Raw genomic sequence first — 16,685 nt, 5'->3', positions numbered from 1 at the left:
GATACGTCCTCCCTCCCGTTGGTGCTGAAGCGTTTTTCTCTCCGAAACAAGTCGGCAAGAATGTAACGGCAATCTTTTGCTATCTTCACCCCAATTAAGATAATCAAAGGCCGATAACTGACTTAATTGTCCTGTTACCTTTTATAAGAGTGGACATTTTTTCGGCATTAAACAAGCTGTGATTAAAGATAATTTATATAATTAAGGTAAACTCCAAAATTAATTTCAGGAATCCACCCGATCATAAGGGGTGACTAACCAATGCCCCCTATAATTCTGGCTGATCGCTTTTATATGATAACATTGCTCTAGCCACTCTTGGGTCAAAACTGTTTCGGGTTTACCGTCAGCAACGATTTCACCCCGATGCCATAAAAGAAGCCGATCACAATAGCGCGCTGCCAAGGTCAAATCATGCAAGGCAACAACAACAATCCGTCCCTTTTGGGCTTCTTGTGATAACACTTCCATAATCTGCATGGCATAACCGGGATCAAGGGCAGCCAAAGGCTCATCTGCTAATAAAATAGGTGCATCAACCGCTAAAGCCCGCGCTAACAAGATACGCGCCTGCTCACCGCCAGAAAGTGAATCCATAGAACGATCAAGTAAATCACCCGTTTTTGTTGTTTCAACAGCATGGGCGATGGCATGGCTATCTTGCTGATTTAATCGGTTTAACGACCGCCCATAGCGTAAACGACCAAGCGCAATCAGATCGCATGCTTTCACGGGCCATTGGATCCGGCGATCTTGGGGCAAATAGGCAATCGCCTCTGCTTTTTGCTGCGGCGACAAATCAGCAAGGCGACGGTCATTTAAAATAACCTGCCCTCTTTCCGGAGATTGCAAGCCAGCCAATATTTTTAAAAAGGTGGTTTTACCTGCGCCATTGGCACCAATCATTCCGGTCAGAATACCCCCCTCAAAGGAACAACTGCCACGGAGGGTGATGGCAGCCTGATGGCTACCCGTTTTAAACAGAATATTGCCGGCAGCCAGATGTATCATAGGCTTTTCATCGCTCCCACGCCTTTTATGGCCTGCCGGAAAAAAATAGGTACTCCGATAAAAGCGGTCACGACCCCCAGTTGCAATTCATTCTGTGTCGGTAACAGACGAACAAGGATATCAGCCAAGGTCACTAATAAAGCGCCCCCAATAGCAGAAGGCCATAACAATTCAGAAGGCAACTGACGAGTAAAGGGGCGGAGAATATGCGGCACAATCAAGCCGACAAAACCGATTGCGCCGCTGACCGCAACAGCACCCCCGACCCCTATCGCCAAAGCGGCCATAATCAACCAACGTAATCGAGCAAGATCAAATCCCAAACTGGCAGCAACGTCATCCCCTAAGATCAACGCATCAAGGGCGGGTGCCGTGCGCCTAAACAAAAATAAAGACAGAAAAAACGGCGCAATAAGAAGCCAGACATGGTTCCAACTTCGATCTGTAATAGCCCCCATCAACCATGTCATAATTTCCATAGCGGCAAAGGGATTGGGCGATAAATTCAAAGCAAGACTAATACAGGCTCCCGAAAAAGCTGCGATCGCTACGCCCCCTAGGATAAGGCTTTGTGGGTCATTATGGCGGCGGACAAACCATAATAAAGGCAATAACCCAGCCAAAGCACCGATAAAGGCAAAAAGAGGTAAACAAATAGGAAAGCGGGCAGAAAACCCAAAATAGAAAGCTAAAACAGCCCCCAAAGCAGCGGCATTAGAGGTACCTAATAAAGAAGGGTCAGCCAAAGGATTCCGCAAATACCCCTGATTAACCGCGCCCGCCATCCCCAAAATAGCGCCGACAGCTAAACCAACACAAAGGCGGGGTAAACGTAACAATCCTAAAATCAATCGTGATGTTGGGTCACCGACTCCCGCCACCGCCTGCCATAAAGCCATAACACCGATATGGGTTGACCCTATTGATAAAGACAACAGGGCCATCGGCGGCAAACAAATCGACAAATTTATCAGCAGCCGGTGCGCTTTATAAAAAGAAGATAGACCAGAAAGAAAGCGCATCCGGTCAAGCCTCTTCCTCATCTGCTTTCATCACGGGTTCAGCTAAATCGGGCATTTTCTGGCGTTTAAACAGCATCCGGTCTTCAGCCGAAAATCCTAAATACCAGATAATAGAAGAATAGCTGACCAAGATCATAATAACGCCCAAAGACAGTTCCAGCCATTCAGGGAATTGCCGCGCTACCATTCCCACAGCCCCTGCCCCAATCACTGCCGGAAGCAAGGCCCATTTCCAAGGAGAAACTGGCGCTTTCAAAAGGCGGCGTAACAAGCATGATTTCAAAATGGAGCCAGTGCCAAGCGATATCGCCAAGGCAAGTGCTGGGCCCGCAGCAGCCGCCAAGTCTGACGGTAAAGGATTATGTCCCAGATGCTTATGCAAAACAGAAATCAACGGAATTGAAAGGGCAGCCTGCAAAGACAGCATCGCAATCGAAATAGCCATATTGGTTTTGGGGGCAATATAAATCAGGGCAGCTTCTGAAATGACTGCGGTTGCGGCTACCACTTCTGCAACCAACAAAAAGCATAATGCCCCATCACCACCAGCAAAGCGAGGGCCCACTAACCCCATGACACCATGACTGGTCAAACCCAAAGCAAGGGTAACGCCGGTCTGCGCTGCAATAATCCAAAATCCGACCTGACGCACCTGATTGGCAACCGCCGCTTTATCACCAGCCTCCAGACTACGGGTAATTACAGGGCCCAAAATCGGATCGAAACTGGTTTTCAGCTTTTGCACCAAAGAGGCGACCTGTTGGGCAACATAATAGACCCCGACGACTGAAGAAGAGAAAAACAGCCCCAATAAAACGATATCAAGCCGCCTCGAACTCCATTCAATCGCATCAGCAGCGGCCAAGGGAATATTGCGCCTTGCCAGAGAAAATAAGGTCGGAATATGGGGACGCCAACCATGCGGCCAACCGAAACGCTTTAACAGAGGATAAAGCGATGCAGCCAAAGCCGCGACTGCCGAGGCAACATAGGATAATAACAAACCTTCATGCGGCGCTATCCAGATAAAAATCACCGATGAAATAGACAACACCCAAGGCTCGATAATCGCCTGCGCTTTCACGCTAGCCGCAATATCGCCATAAAAAGCCAAGGCCGCCAAGGCAATATCAGCCCAGACTAAAGGCACCACGACCCAAGGGAATAACCAATGGTCAGCAAAGCTGACAGGCGCGCCCCGAAACATCAGGATAGGTAGGAAAGACAAAATCACCGCCCCGATCGAAGCGGTTATCAAGGATAGCAATAACGCATCCCCGACGACGTGATTTTCGTCTTTTTTCGTGCGCGCCAATTTCTCGGCCAGCCCTCGGGTCAACCCTAATGTTGCCAGTTGGGCAGTAAATTCTGTTACCAAAATAGCATAGGCAAAACGGCCAAGTGCATCGGCACCATAGATACGCCCCGCAATAAAAAGAAAGGGGATACGGGCTGCCAAGCGTAACAGAAAGCCAAAAACATTGGTGCGCCCACCCTTTGCCAAGATAGCAATATCTTTAGCTTCAGCTTCTTCTTTATTTAGGGTTGTCAATGTGCGGCACCCCAACTTGTCCCCGTGCCGATTTCGACTTCCAGATCAACCGACAACTGAACAATCGGTAAAGCCGCCTCCATCATCACCTGACGAATAACAGGTTTCGCTTTTTCAATATCTTCTTCGGGGACTTCAAAAATCAGTTCATCATGAACCTGTAAAAGCATTTTCACCGAAGAAAGTCCGACTTTTGCTAAGGCAGGCTCCATTCGCACCATGGCTCGCTTGATAATATCGGCAGACATGCCTTGAATAGGCGCATTGATCGCCTGTCTTTCAGCGGCTTGCCTTTCTGTCACTTTACGGCTTTTTATCGCAGGCAAATGAGTCTTACGACCAAAAGGCGTTTCAACATAGCCATGCAAACGGACAAAATCCAATGTCCGATCAATATAGTGACGAATAGCAGGAAAACGCTCAAAATAGCGGTCTATCATTTCCTGCGCTGAAAAACGGTCTATTTCCAGCCGCGCTGCCAGCCCCCAAGCCGAAATACCATAGAGAATAGCAAAATTGATGGTCTTGGCACGCGCCCGACTTTCACGATCAACATGACCAAATAACTGTTTGGCTGTCAAAGCGTGAATATCTTCTTTCTCCTGAAAGGCTTGTAATAAGGCTTTTTCGTCGGCTACATGCGCCGCCAATCTCAACTCTATCTGCGAATAGTCAGCCGATAATAACAGATGCCCTTTTTTTGCGATAAAGGCATTTCTGATTTCCCGACCAATTTCGGTGCGGATAGGAATATTCTGCAAATTCGGATCAGTAGAAGATAATCGGCCAGTCTGCGCCCCAACCAGACTAAAGCTGGTATGGACACGCCCCGTTTCAGGATTGATCTTGCCAATCAAAGCATCACTATAGGTGCTTTTCAGCTTTGAAAGCTGCCGCCATTCCAAAATCTTGGAGGCAATCACCTCACCTTCGGCCGCTAATCGTTCCAATTCCGTAACATTGGTAGAATATTGTCCGCTTTTGCTCTTTTTACCACCAGCAAGCCCCATCGTCCCGAATAACACTTCACCCAACTGCTTAGGGCTAGAAATCAAGAAACGGCAGCCTGCCAAGGCATAGATTTCTTCTTCGAGACGACTGATATCATGAGCAAAACGGGAAGACAGATGATGCAAAGCAACGCTATCGACCGTAATGCCAGCCTGCTCCATCCGAGCAATCACTGGCGGTAACGGACGGTCAACCTCTTCGTAAATTCGGGTAGCACCATCGGATGATAAGCGCGGTTTTAATAATGCCCACAACCGAAAAGTAATATCAGCATCTTCGGCGGCGTAACGCGTCGCTGCCGGAATAGGCACATGGTTAAAGGTTATCGCTGATTTTCCTGTGCCACATACGGATTTAAAACTGATGGGCTGGTGGTCAAAATACAAAAGACTCAGTTCATCCATACCATGGCCATGGCGACCCGCATCAAGATCATAGCTCAAAAGCATGGTATCATCGAAGGGCTGAACCGAAATTCCGTATCGGGACAGAACAATCATATCATATTTGATATTCTGACCGATTTTCAGAATAGAGGGATCTTCCAAAACCGGCTTTAACTTTTTGACAAGAAGCAACAAATCCATTTGATCGGGCTTCTGGTCAAGAAGATCATGGCCTCCATGCCCACAAGGGATATAACAGGCTTTCCCCGCCTCCGTGGACAAACTGACACCCACTAATTGCGCTTGGGTTGCATCCAGATTGTCAGTTTCAGTATCTACCGCGACCTGACCTTTTTGATAGATATCTGCTATCCAGCGATCCAAAGCCTTTTCATCGATCACGGTTTCATAGGCATCAGGGTCGAAACTCTGCGAAGAAGAAGCGGCCATCTCTTTACTGCCATCAGCAACGGGTGCGCTCTGCCCTCCCCCAGCTCTCGCTAATAAAGAAGAAAAGCCCTGCTCGCTCAAGAAATCCCGCAAAGGAGTCATATCAACCCCCTTCACCACCAGATTATCCAGTGGTTCGGGTAAAGGCTTATCATCAACCAAAGCTACCAATTCACGAGATAAAATAGCCGTTTCTTTATATTCGATTAGATTTTGTCTTAATTTCGGCTGCTTGATTTCCGGTGCTGATTCCAAAATCTCGCTCAGATTACCATATTCATTGATAAGGCGACTGGCGGTTTTCGGGCCCACACCGGGAACACCAGGTATATTATCGGCGGTATCCCCCATCAAGGCGAGAAGATCGCCCAATTTTTCAGGCACAACACCAAATTTTTTAACGACCTGTTCCGAACCGATCAGGCAATTATTCACCGGATCAAAAAGATTTAATCGCGGCTGAATCAACTGCATCAGATCTTTATCCGAAGAATAGACCGTCACCTGAAATCCGCGTTCTAAGGCAACTCGTGAATAACAGGCGATAATATCGTCGGCTTCCAAACCTTCCTGCTCGATAGAAGGCACAGAAAAGGCGCGGGTCGCTTCTCTGATAAGCGGGAATTGCGGCACCAAATCTTCCGGCGGCGGCGGCCGATGGGCTTTATAGGCCGGATATAAATCCTGTCTAAAACTTTTGCGGCTTGAATCAAAAATAACCGCGAAATGGGTCGGGGCATCATCCTGCTTGCGGATATTTTCCACCAGCTTCCAAAGCATGGTGGTAAAACCATAAACCGCTCCCGCAGGCAGTCCAGCCTTGTTCGTTAACGGGGGGAGACGATGATAGGCACGAAAAATATAACCCGATCCATCAATCAGAATAAGATGGGGCTTATCAGAATATTCTGTCACAAAAGACCTTAATAATTAACCGCGATAAATTCGGAATGGATTCCATGTTTGACTGACTGGCATCAGCTCAATCGAATTCATATTAATATGGGCAGGCTGACTGGCGACCCAGAACAGGGTTTCGGCGATATCCTCCGGCTGTAGAGCTTTTGCCCCCTTATAGGTTTCATCATAGGCTTTCTGATCACCTTTGGTTCGCACCAAAGTAAACTCACTCTCGCAAAGACCGGGTTCAATAGACGTTACACGAACACCGGTGCCATGCAAATCACAGCGTAAACCATAAGAAAATTGACGGACAAAGGCTTTTGTCCCACCATAGCAATTCCCGCCGGGATAAGGCCAATGAGCAGCAACCGAACTCAAATTGATAATCATACCCTGACGTTCGATCAGCTTAGGCAATAAATGCTGGGTAATAACGGCCAAGGCAGTGACATTGGTATCGATCATGATACGCCAATCATCCAATTGAATATCAGGCGCAGGCTTGGTGCCAAGGGCAAGACCGGCATTATTGATTAACAAATCCATTTCAGAAAATTCGGAAGGCAGAGAAGCCAGCGCCTCCTTCATGGCGTTTTCATCTCTAATATCAAAAACCGCCGGAAAAAGATTTTCTTCACCCAGCTCACGAACCAATTCGTCTAAACGGTCACGCCTGCGACCTGTTGCCACCACTTTCCAGCCATGACGCACGAAAAGCCGTGCTGTCGCTGCGCCGAAACCTGCCGTTGCTCCCGTAATTAAAGCGGTCTTGGACATATAATACTCCTTACTTCCAAAGCGCAGATTCCGACAAAATGATGGCTCAAAATAACCACGCCCCATCCCTCTCAGCGCTGAGCTGAGAATATTCAAAACACAAGGCCAAGGATTTCTCTAAAAATAGAGTCCAGCTTTGTCCATTGCCTGATAGGGCATAAAAGCTTCTGCCTTTGCTCTATTGAAAAGCGTTATTACAGATTGCAGCGAATATCCATAACAGGCGATTCCAAAACAGAATTTATTCATCATGCTGACTTTATGGTTACAAAAACGACGCAATATTATACAAAATAGAAAGATCACCCTCGGCTTCCTGCCGATAATCCCAATCCTGCGTTGACAAGCCCTGCTGTAACCGCCAATCGACAATAGATAATGAATAACGACAGACGCTTTGGCCTTAAACGGCATATTACTTTACCGGGAGAACTGGCTCTTGATGGGGGCAGCCTACTCACCGGAATTGAAATTGCTTATGAAACCTATGGCCACCTCAATGCAGATGCTTCCAATGCGATCCTTATCTGCCACCCGTTAACGGCTGACCAATTTGCGGCATCCGACCACCCGATTACTGGCAAACCGGGCTGGTGGTCGCGGATGATTGGCAAAGGCAAACCCATCGACCCCGAACGCTATTGCATTATTTGTTCCAATGTTCTCGGCTCTTGTCTGGGGTCAACGGGGCCTTCCAGCTTTATGCCCGGAACAGAAACACCTTATGCGATGAATTTTCCGGTGATTACTATTCGGGATATGGTGCGGGCGCAGGCTAAATTACTCGATTATCTCGGCATCCGGCAATTAAAGGCCGTGATCGGCGGTTCAATGGGCGGAATGCAAGCTTTGGAATGGGCATCGACCTATCCCGATCGGGTAAAATCAGTCGTTATTATTGCGTCAACAGCCCGTCACTCAGCACAAAATATCGCTTTTCATGAAGTCGGTCGGCAAGCTATCATGGCGGATCCGAAATGGCGCCAAGGTAACTATTACGAAGAAAAAGACCCACCGGTTGCCGGTCTGGCGGTTGCCCGTATGGCCGCACATATTACCTATTTGTCCGAATCCGGTCTCACCGCCCGTTTCGGACGGCGCTTACAATCGCGACAGGAAAAGAGCTTCGGTTTTGATGCCGATTTTCAGATTGAAAGCTATCTTAGACATCAAGGCATCCGTTTTGTTGAACGCTTTGATGCCAATTCCTATCTCTACATCACTCGAGCGACCGACTATTTCGATCTTGCAGAGGAGCATGGTGGGAAATTGGCCAATGCGTTCAGAGGCACCAAAAGCCGCTTTTGCGTCATCAGCTTCGATAGTGATTGGCTATACCCCACCTCAGAATCGCGGGTTATCGTCCATGCCCTTAATGCGGCAGGGGCCGCCGTCAGCTTTATGGAGCTATCTAACCCGAACGGCCACGACTCTTTCTTGTTGGATGCGCCAGACCTTCACCGAACGGTTCATGGCTTTTTAGAAGGTGACCGCGCATAATGTCTCTGAAAGATCCTCAAATTCTGGAAGACCCTTCGGTAAAATTGTCTCTGTCAATGCAACCGGAGCGGCCTGACTTTGCTATTATCTCCAATCATATCATCCCTGAAAGTCGGGTGCTGGATATTGGCTGCGGCGATGGTACGCTGATCGCTTCTTTAAAAAAGAGCAAAAATATTGATGCCCGTGGCATCGAAATCAATCCCGTTAATGTCGGCCATGCGGTGTCGCGAGGATTATCGGTTATACAGGGTGATGCCGACACAGATCTGATCAATTACCCTGATCAGGCTTTTGATTTTGTTATCCTAAGCCAGACATTGCAGACGACACGCGCCCCACATCAGGTTTTGAACCAGCTTTTACGCATCGGACGCTATGCTTTTATCTCTTTCCCGAATTTCGCTTATTGGAAAGTGCGCATGGCTTTAATGCTAAGGGGACGGATGCCAGTAACCCCCAATCTGCCTATTTCATGGTATGAAACTGATAACATTCATATGCTGACTATTGAAGATTTCTATGACTTCACGGCACAGCATCACTACCAAGTAAAAGAAAGCTGGTTTTTCTCTCATAACAGGCAAATTTCCGCCACCGCAGCCAATTGGCGTGCAGAAAGCGCTCTTTTTCTGTTACATCGCTAACGGCAAGGCTATCCTTTTAGGGGTATAGCCTTTTGCTGCCGGATATTACCACTTCCCATTTTGGAAATCTTCCAACGGCTCATATCCGCGTCCGGCTTTACTTCAATATCGCCGGAGCCCATCAAAGATAGATTAACAGTCTGCGACTGGAATTTGCTGACATCCATCTTGCCAGATCCCATAAGACGAAGTGTAGCAGATCGTGAATCTCCGGCAAAAGTAATCTGACCAGAACCCATAATATCAGATACGACTTTGTCAGCATGAATATCTGAAAAAGAGATCGCGCCTGACCCGTTTAAAATAGCCGTCAAATTATCACGAATAGCACTGGAAACATTTATTTTCCCCGAGCCATTTAAAATAACGGTCAAAGGATTTCTGACTTCGCCCTCGATCGAGACAAAGCCAGCGCCAGAAGAAACACATTCTTTCAAAACAGGCAGTGTAATCCGAATTTTGACAGGTGATTTGTGAAAATCGAGATAGTTTAGCCAATTTTTCTTATATAGAATATTCAAGCTATTATTTTTGAACTCGATATCCAAAGACTTCACAGCCTTTGGCGCGACTTGAAGATTAACAGAATAATCATCACCCAGAATGATTTCTGCATCATCAATACCCGCTAAATAAAGCGTGTCGAAAGGTTGAAAATGATAGGATTGGTCAATTCTTCCTGAAAAGGAAGGCCAAACCTTTACCGTTATCACAGCAAAAGCCGCTATAATAAAAAGAAGACAGCATCCTATCTTGTAACGATCACGCACAATCTGCTCTAAAATTATAAAAAAATAATATAATATTTAATTATGTTAATTCATATCATAATTCAACAAGGTTTTTATCTCAATTTTCGCCTTTATAACCATCAATAAAAATCAAATTACGTTTCAGTGCTTTATCTCGATAGACCAAGGCTTTTGCATATTCTGGGGAAGCATACCATGTTTTTGCTGTCGCCATATCTGGAAATTCAATGACCACAATCGCACGGGGAGTCCATTCCCCTTCAATGACATCAATTTCGTTCCCTCGAGATAAATAGCGACCACCATATTGCTTGATAGCGGTAGCCGCTAATCCAATATAGATTTTCCATGCGTCAGGATCTTTGGGATTGGTATCAGAAATAACGTAGGCAGACATAACGCGCCTCTCGGTTTAATATATTCCGCTTTTGGAAGAAATTTTAAATAATGGTAACGACAAAAACACCCTAATTCTTTATAAGATTGGGCTTTATAAATCTATTTTTATCAAATTTTTATAAATTACTTAATATTAAAATAAAAACGGCTTTTTCATAAAAGCCGTTTTTATTTGAAGATTATCTTGAGATAAAAGAAAAAGCCTTTTTCAAGGCCTTTATTTTAATCTACCGCTTCTTCTTTAGCTAATTCTTTAACCGCCTGACGATGTTCAGCAGCAGCAGCCTTCAAAACGTCAAAGATTTTATCTAACGCCTGCGCTTCATCGGTGTTTTCCATCGCGCCTAATTCGCGAGCAAGACGGGAAGCTGCCCCTTCAAAAATCTGGCGTTCAGAATAGCTCTGCTCCGGCTGATCATCGGCACGGAACAAATCACGCACCACTTCGGCAATAGAAACGAGATCACCCGAATTGATCTTGGTTTCATATTCCTGCGCCCGCCGAGACCACATTGTCCGCTTGATACGGGGTTTTCCCTTCAAAGTCTGGATTGCTTCCTGAAGCGTCGCACTGGATGAAAGCTTCCGCATGCCGACTGCTTCTGCTTTGTTTGTCGGAACTCTCAAGGTCATCCGTTCTTTTTCAAAACGCAGGACATAAAGTTCAAGACGGGTTCCGGCAATTTCTTGGCTTTGTAACTCAACTACGCGCCCAACACCGTGCTTGGGATATACGACGTAATCGCCGACGACGAAACTCAGCGCCTTGGAAGCCATTATATACGACCTTTCCTGTGGTAAGGTTCCCGTTCGATGACTGATGATCTTAAAAAATCAGGTACCGGACAATTAGATATCATAGCCCGACATCGGTCGGTAGTCATGATGCAGAGAACCCATTTTTGCGATACATAGGATGAAAAGAGACAACCCATTCACTGATTGTCTAAAATAAAATCCTTGGAAAACCTTCTTTTCGAAAGACTCTTTAACACAAATCAGGCAAAATTCCAACAGGTCATAGCCCAATAACGCCCAAAATTAAGGGACGTTATTAGGCTTATAACAGAAAACGTAATCTTAAATGGGAAAGGACAAAAAAGGATTAATCACCATTTCCCGGTTTTGGTGAAAAGAACTTTTCCAATTTGCCCGTTACTTCGCGCATTTCATCGGCATCAGCGGGGACATCGGTTTTATGCGTGATATTCGGCCATTCTTCGGCATATTTGCGGTTCAGTTCCATCCAGCTTTCCAGCCCGTTTTCAGTATCAGGCAAAATAGCTTCAGCCGGACATTCCGGTTCGCAAACACCGCAATCAATGCATTCATTCGGATTGATGACGAGCATATTCTCGCCTTCATAGAAACAATCGACGGGGCAAACCTCGACGCAATCCATATATTTACAACGGATACAGGCATCGGTAACGACATAAGTCATTATAAAAAACTCCGATAAGGGCATCACGTCGCGGCTTTAAAGCTGAATGATGCACCCTGATGAACAACCAAAAAGACGCCCGACACGGAAAATCAAAACCATTTTTCCGGCCAAACGCCTACTCTTTCCAGAATACGGAAGCCCTGCTCTAGGAATTAAATGAAATTTTGACAAGTGCCGAAGCATCACAGACAGCCGAGATAACGGAACAGGACGATAAAATTTCACAAATCATTTTTTCAAATGGGCTAAAACAGAAAAAGCATTGGGAATATCAGGCTGTTTTTTAAAAGAAGCGCGCCTCCGCTGACTGCCCCGCTTTACGCCCCGCCATACCCATTGCGGCTTATCCTCTTTAATAGAGCTATCCTTTTTCTGCTTTTTATCTGCTGGATAAAAACCCAATTTCAACATCAACTTGGCAAAAGCATCAGCTTTCAAACCCATAGCCTGCATCATACGTTGATCAGGGGCAAAGGAAGGCTGACGCAGCGTGTTACCTTGGCTTTGCGGAATCTTTTCTTTCTTCTTTTGGTCACCTTTTTTAGGCTGTTTCTTTGCGGGTATCGGCAAAGATCCTGCCATTTTTACTTTTCTCATGGTATCTTTTTTGACCGCTTCCATCGCGGAATCATCCGCCTTCTTTTTTACTCTTTTCGACAGAGGCGAAGCCACCTTTCTTTCTGTTTTCTGACCAGAAGAAGGGTGGGACGGATCAATTTTATTATGGACGGCGTTTTTATCCATTTTTTGAGAAGGCCGCCGATCATGAACCATCGTTGCCAATTTTTCGGCACTATCGACCCGCAACATCTGACTGCCCAAAGAGCGGAAGCCGACCCATCCAGCCATTTCCGCAGCGTCACTCTCAAGAGGCGTTTCTATCGCTGAACCCCTATTTTTTGGGATAAAGGACAAAAGACGATTATGAAAAACGGCCAATAACGCTAATCGCCAGTCAATCGCTTTCGGCTTTAACAAAGCGGGCATAAAAATATCCAACCGCCCGAAACGAATACCCAAAACCGCCGCCTGTTTTTTCAAAGGGCGGTTCAGCATTTTCAGAATGTCATCGATTTCGACACGGGGAAGACAACCGCCCTTTTCGACCAAAGAAGCCAATAATGCCCGCAAAGAAGGGGGCGTGGTAGATAATTCCGATAACTCTGCCAATTTAACCAGACTACCTAAGGTCTGCTGGATATTACCCTTTAACCATGTAACCAGTCGCTCTTCGATCTGCTTTTGATCGATCGGTGATAAACGATCCAGCTTCCGGCTTAACTTTACCCGAGGCGTTAAAAACGACTTTCCACGCTCTAAATCGGCAATCGGATATCCACGCCAAGATATCCCGATTTTTTCTCCTTTTGCTGTCAACAGAGAGAAAGCCTTATCCTCATCTTCTTGCAAGGCTTTAGCGCGCCGCGTTAATTCACCGCCTAAACGACGTTCAGCAGCGGCATGTAACCGTTTCATATCACCATGACGAGCCGCCGGATCAACATGGAAAGAAAAGCCATCTAATCGCCCAATGGATTCTCCTCCCACCAGAACCACGCCATCTTCTGAAAATTCTGTTGGCAGCATATCCAAAGCCGCCTTCCCCATATCCTGCATCAGGATAGAGGTGCGACGATCAACAAAACGCTGGGTTAATCTTTCATGTAAAGCATCTGATAGTTTTTCTTCTAATGCTCGTGTTCTTTCAGCCCATTTCGCCGGATTTTCTAACCAATCAGATCGGTGGGCAATATAGGCCCAAATACGAATACCCGCTAAACGCTCGGATAAAGTCGGGACATCACCTTGGACATTATCCAATTTGACGATTTCATCCGCAAACCAACTGACAGGCAAATAGCCATTACCCTCAGTCAAATAACCAAAAATTCGCCGAACTAAACGACTATGGGCTTCGATGCCGGTCTTTCTAAAATCAGGTAAGCCACAGACCGCCCATAACCTTTTTACAGCCAAAGAAGAGCGCGCCCGATCTTTAATGACCGGATCTTCTGCCAATTTATGGAGAACAGCCAAATCATAGCTTTCAGGTGCAGCCCGCAATAAAGGCAGCCCGGGTTTTCGTTCCAAAGAGGCAATCAACGCATCCAAACGGCTGACATCCGGCTGCCCTTCCCGCCAATAGAGATATTCTGCAGGGGAAAAATGATGCTCTTCGATCGCCGAGACTTCTTCTTCGCGAAATTCCAGCGTTTCACCCGGCCATTGCAACACCCCGAAACTGCCATCACGTTGATACCGTCCGGCACGGCCAGCAATCTGTGCCATTTCAGGAATGGTCAGCCTTCTGACTTGCCTTCCATCAAATTTACTTAAAGAGGCAAAGGCTACATGGGTTACATCCATATTCAACCCCATGCCAATTGCATCAGTCGCCACCAGATAATTGACTTCCCCCGCCTGAAACATCTCGACTTGGGCATTTCTGGTGCGAGGCGACAACGCTCCCATAACGACCGCAGCCCCACCGCGCAGACGGCGCAGCATTTCTGCCGTGGCGTAAACTTCTTCGGCTGAAAAGGCGACGATTGCCGAACGTGGAGGCAAACGCGATAATTTGGTCGGGCCACTATAGGACAGGGTTGAAAATCGGGGACGGCTAACAATCTCGATCCCGGGAATTAAACGGCGCAGCAAAGGGCGGAGCGCATCCGACCCTAAAAACATCGTTTCTTCTCGCCCTCTCAAATTCAACAGGCGATCGGTAAAAACATGCCCCCGCTCGCGATCACAGCCTAATTGCACTTCATCCAAAGCCGCAAAGGCAAAATCGCGGTTCATCGGCATAGATTCTGCCGTGCAAAGAAAATATTGGGCTTTCTCCGGCAGAATCTTTTCTTCGCCCGTAATCAAAGCGACACGATCAGCGCCTTTGATCTCGACTACGCGATCATAAACCTCGCGAGCCAGTAATCTTAAAGGAAATCCTATAACACCTGATGTATAGGAACACATCCGCTGAACCGCTAAATGGGTCTTTCCGGTATTGGTCGGGCCCAAAACAGCGATAACAGATGACGAAGAAGAAAGACGGGACATAACGCCTTATAATGTCGGAAGTTACAGGATAAAAGGCAAGCTATTATCCTTAATCGATTTTCAATATTAAATTTTCTGATTAAAGGCAGCCCAAGCCAATATTTTTACTAAAAGCCTTTTCCGTTCATCGCAAATTAAGCTATATCCCATCGCAATTATTGAATTTTCCTCTGTTTTTTCCGTCAAAGAAGTCGAATCTTTACCGGATACAAAGGTTTATCCGGCAAGACCCCTATGGGGCTTAACTGTTTTCAGGCCAAACAGACCTAATAAAACGACCTAGGCTCAGGACCTGTTAATTTCTTGAGTTGAGCGGGCTGTTGTGATTCACAGGTTTACCGATGGAGGTGAAGCTGTGAGTGACGTGTTTTTGCTGTCTGAGCACCAGATGGAACGGATTAAGCCGTTTTTTCCACTGGCGCATGGTGTGCCGCGTGTCGATGACCGTCGTGTCCTGAGCGGGATCGTTTACGTGATCCGCAACGGCCTTCAGTGGAAAGACGCCCCGAAAGCGTATGGCCCGCACAAGACTTTATACAACCGGTTTATCCGGTGGAGCCGCCTGGGTGTCTTTGACCGGATCTTCGTCGCCCTGACGGAGCAGGCAGGCCGTTCGAAGCGTCTGATGATCGATGCAACACATCTGAAAGCACACCGGACAGCGGCCTCCCTGCTCAAAAAGGGGCTTTTCCCCGCCATATCGGACGCACGAAAGGCGGACTGAACTCAAAGCTTCACGCTGTATGCGATAGTCAGGGCCGCCCTGTCCGGCTGCATCTGACCGCAGGTCAGGTCAGTGACTTCAAAGGCGCGGATGTTCTGCTGGCAAATCTGCCGGAAGAAACACAAGAAATTCTCGGGGACCGGGGATACGACAGTAATAAAATCAGACAGTCTCTCGCAGACCGGAATATCACCGCCTGTATTCCGCCGAAGAAGAACCGGAAATCAAAGCCGCCTTACGACTGGCATCTGTATAAAAAGCGTCACCTCATCGAAAATATGTTCGCAAAGCTCAAAGACTGGCGGCGTGTCGCAACACGATACGACCGGTGCGCTCACACATTCATGTCAGCAATCCATATCGCAGCAAGTTTCATCTTCTATCTCAAAGAATGAGTCCTGAGCCTAGCCTTATGGTAGAAAAACAAAGTCTTGCTGTGGCGGTTCCCTTTTTCTTGGATTGGAAGGGGCGAGTTAAGGGATAATGATTTCGGAACCTGTCTTGATCAGGTCAAGGACAATAAGTGTCCGAAAACTGGCAATATCATCATTATCGGAAAATAAACGACGGGTCGTTGCCTCGTAAGCGGTGATATCAGGCAAAAGCATAATCAGAACAAAGCTGATCCCACCAGTGACATAATAGCATTGCTGTACTTCGGGGGCATTATGAAACAGCCTTTTGGCATTATTGACCGTATCCATCCGTTCATTGATTAAATGGACTTCAACAATCGCTGTGATTGTCATTTGTACAGAACGGGCATCAATGACAGCTTGATTTCTGATAATGATACCTGATTTTTCCATGGCGGCAATTCGCCTTTGAACAGCGGCTGCCGATAAATGGACAGCTTCGGCAATCTGACGTTGCGGCATTTTATTATCGCGCTGGATAATGCGTAAAATAGCACGATCGAAAGCGTCTAGATTGCGATAAGCTTTTTCCATAAGCGAGTTATTATTGCATTTATGCCCCCGATCAAGAGCGCAAATCTCACCTGTCGTATGATATAGCTCTTCTGTCAGGAACAGGGGATTTTCC

At 46.7% G+C, this 16,685-nt stretch carries 14 protein-coding genes; 3 read left to right on the top strand and 11 right to left on the bottom strand.

Annotated elements, in window-relative coordinates; all coding sequences use genetic code 11:
• Positions 1–225 precede the first annotated feature (225 nt).
• Genes ZMOB_RS04095 through ZMOB_RS04075 form a run of 5 tightly spaced genes read right to left on the bottom strand, consistent with a single transcriptional unit; the run spans position 226 to position 7,112 of the window.
• Positions 226–1,011: an ABC transporter ATP-binding protein gene (locus ZMOB_RS04095; RefSeq protein ID WP_014500715.1), complete on the bottom strand. Its 786-nt coding sequence runs from the start codon at positions 1,009–1,011 to the stop codon at positions 226–228.
• A complete protein-coding gene (locus tag ZMOB_RS04090) occupies positions 1,008–2,033 on the bottom strand; it encodes a FecCD family ABC transporter permease (protein WP_014500714.1) in 1,026 nt (341 codons plus the stop codon). Before ZMOB_RS04090 ends, ZMOB_RS04095 begins: the two co-directional genes overlap by 4 nt.
• A gap of 4 nt (positions 2,034–2,037) precedes the next feature.
• Positions 2,038–3,585, bottom strand: coding sequence for a lipopolysaccharide biosynthesis protein (locus ZMOB_RS04085; RefSeq protein WP_014500713.1), 1,548 nt, complete (start codon positions 3,583–3,585; stop codon positions 2,038–2,040).
• Positions 3,582–6,347 (bottom strand): DNA polymerase I, encoded by a 2,766-nt coding sequence (polA, locus tag ZMOB_RS04080; RefSeq protein ID WP_014500712.1) that lies wholly within the window; start codon positions 6,345–6,347, stop codon positions 3,582–3,584. The genes ZMOB_RS04085 and polA overlap by 4 nt, the downstream gene beginning before the upstream one ends.
• Positions 6,348–6,362: 15 nt before the next feature.
• Entirely contained in the window at positions 6,363–7,112 is a 750-nt protein-coding gene (locus ZMOB_RS04075; protein WP_014500711.1) for an SDR family NAD(P)-dependent oxidoreductase, read from the bottom strand.
• Between the two features lie 378 nt (positions 7,113–7,490).
• Here ZMOB_RS04075 and metX point away from each other — a divergent pair, with 378 nt between their 5' ends.
• Together metX and metW are read left to right on the top strand one after the other, a co-directional pair.
• Positions 7,491–8,612, top strand: a complete 1,122-nt coding sequence (metX, locus tag ZMOB_RS04070) for a homoserine O-acetyltransferase MetX (RefSeq protein WP_014500710.1) — start codon at positions 7,491–7,493, stop codon at positions 8,610–8,612.
• Positions 8,612–9,259 carry a methionine biosynthesis protein MetW gene (gene metW / locus ZMOB_RS04065; RefSeq protein ID WP_014500709.1) on the top strand — a complete coding sequence of 216 codons (648 nt, stop codon included), beginning with the start codon at positions 8,612–8,614 and terminating at the stop codon, positions 9,257–9,259. The genes metX and metW overlap by 1 nt, the downstream gene beginning before the upstream one ends.
• Before the next feature lie 8 nt (positions 9,260–9,267).
• Here the strand turns inward: metW and ZMOB_RS04060 are convergent, their stop codons facing one another.
• The 5 genes from ZMOB_RS04060 to ZMOB_RS04040 form a co-directional block, all read right to left on the bottom strand.
• Positions 9,268–10,029 (bottom strand): GIN domain-containing protein, encoded by a 762-nt coding sequence (locus tag ZMOB_RS04060; protein ID WP_011240170.1) that lies wholly within the window; start codon positions 10,027–10,029, stop codon positions 9,268–9,270.
• Between the two features lie 79 nt (positions 10,030–10,108).
• Complete coding sequence (locus ZMOB_RS04055) at positions 10,109–10,408, bottom strand: DUF1330 domain-containing protein (RefSeq protein WP_014500708.1); 300 nt, start codon at positions 10,406–10,408, stop codon at positions 10,109–10,111.
• A 224-nt stretch (positions 10,409–10,632) separates the two neighbouring features.
• A complete protein-coding gene (locus ZMOB_RS04050; protein WP_011240168.1) occupies positions 10,633–11,187 on the bottom strand; it encodes a CarD family transcriptional regulator in 555 nt (184 codons plus the stop codon).
• Between the two features lie 328 nt (positions 11,188–11,515).
• Entirely contained in the window at positions 11,516–11,854 is a 339-nt protein-coding gene (gene fdxA, locus ZMOB_RS04045) for a ferredoxin FdxA (protein WP_011240167.1), read from the bottom strand.
• Between the two features lie 231 nt (positions 11,855–12,085).
• On the bottom strand, positions 12,086–14,917 hold the full coding sequence (locus tag ZMOB_RS04040; RefSeq protein WP_014500707.1) for a helicase-related protein: 2,832 nt from the start codon (positions 14,915–14,917) through the stop codon (positions 12,086–12,088).
• A 355-nt stretch (positions 14,918–15,272) separates the two neighbouring features.
• Here ZMOB_RS04040 and ZMOB_RS09835 point away from each other — a divergent pair.
• Positions 15,273–16,036, top strand: a protein-coding gene (locus ZMOB_RS09835) for an IS5 family transposase (RefSeq protein WP_099045773.1) whose coding sequence is annotated in 2 segments (ribosomal slippage) — positions 15,273–15,606 and positions 15,606–16,036 — 765 coding nt in all. Because the reading frame shifts where the segments join, the coding sequence is not laid out codon by codon here.
• Between the two features lie 78 nt (positions 16,037–16,114).
• On the opposite strand, the gene ZMOB_RS04030 is transcribed toward ZMOB_RS09835, so the two are convergent.
• Entirely contained in the window at positions 16,115–16,591 is a 477-nt protein-coding gene (locus ZMOB_RS04030; protein WP_014500706.1) for an Lrp/AsnC family transcriptional regulator, read from the bottom strand.
• Positions 16,592–16,685 lie beyond the last annotated feature (94 nt).

Source organism: Zymomonas mobilis subsp. mobilis ATCC 10988 (assembly GCF_000175255.2).
Taxonomy (GTDB): domain Bacteria; phylum Pseudomonadota; class Alphaproteobacteria; order Sphingomonadales; family Sphingomonadaceae; genus Zymomonas; species Zymomonas mobilis.
Note: the sequence above shows the minus strand (reverse complement) of the source record. Positions and strands in the feature narration are given on the sequence as shown.

Coding starts and splice junctions, on each gene's coding strand:
- ZMOB_RS04095 (WP_014500715.1), bottom strand. CDS start 1,011: ATGATACATCTGGCTGCCGGCAATATTCTGTTTAAAACGGGTAGCCAT.
- metX (WP_014500710.1), top strand. CDS start 7,491: ATGAATAACGACAGACGCTTTGGCCTTAAACGGCATATTACTTTACCG.
- metW (WP_014500709.1), top strand. CDS start 8,612: ATGTCTCTGAAAGATCCTCAAATTCTGGAAGACCCTTCGGTAAAATTG.
- ZMOB_RS04055 (WP_014500708.1), bottom strand. CDS start 10,408: ATGTCTGCCTACGTTATTTCTGATACCAATCCCAAAGATCCTGACGCA.
- ZMOB_RS04090 (WP_014500714.1), bottom strand. CDS start 2,033: ATGCGCTTTCTTTCTGGTCTATCTTCTTTTTATAAAGCGCACCGGCTG.
- ZMOB_RS04075 (WP_014500711.1), bottom strand. CDS start 7,112: ATGTCCAAGACCGCTTTAATTACGGGAGCAACGGCAGGTTTCGGCGCA.
- ZMOB_RS04030 (WP_014500706.1), bottom strand. CDS start 16,591: ATGGAAAAAGCTTATCGCAATCTAGACGCTTTCGATCGTGCTATTTTA.
- ZMOB_RS04050 (WP_011240168.1), bottom strand. CDS start 11,187: ATGGCTTCCAAGGCGCTGAGTTTCGTCGTCGGCGATTACGTCGTATAT.
- ZMOB_RS04040 (WP_014500707.1), bottom strand. CDS start 14,917: ATGTCCCGTCTTTCTTCTTCGTCATCTGTTATCGCTGTTTTGGGCCCG.
- fdxA (WP_011240167.1), bottom strand. CDS start 11,854: ATGACTTATGTCGTTACCGATGCCTGTATCCGTTGTAAATATATGGAT.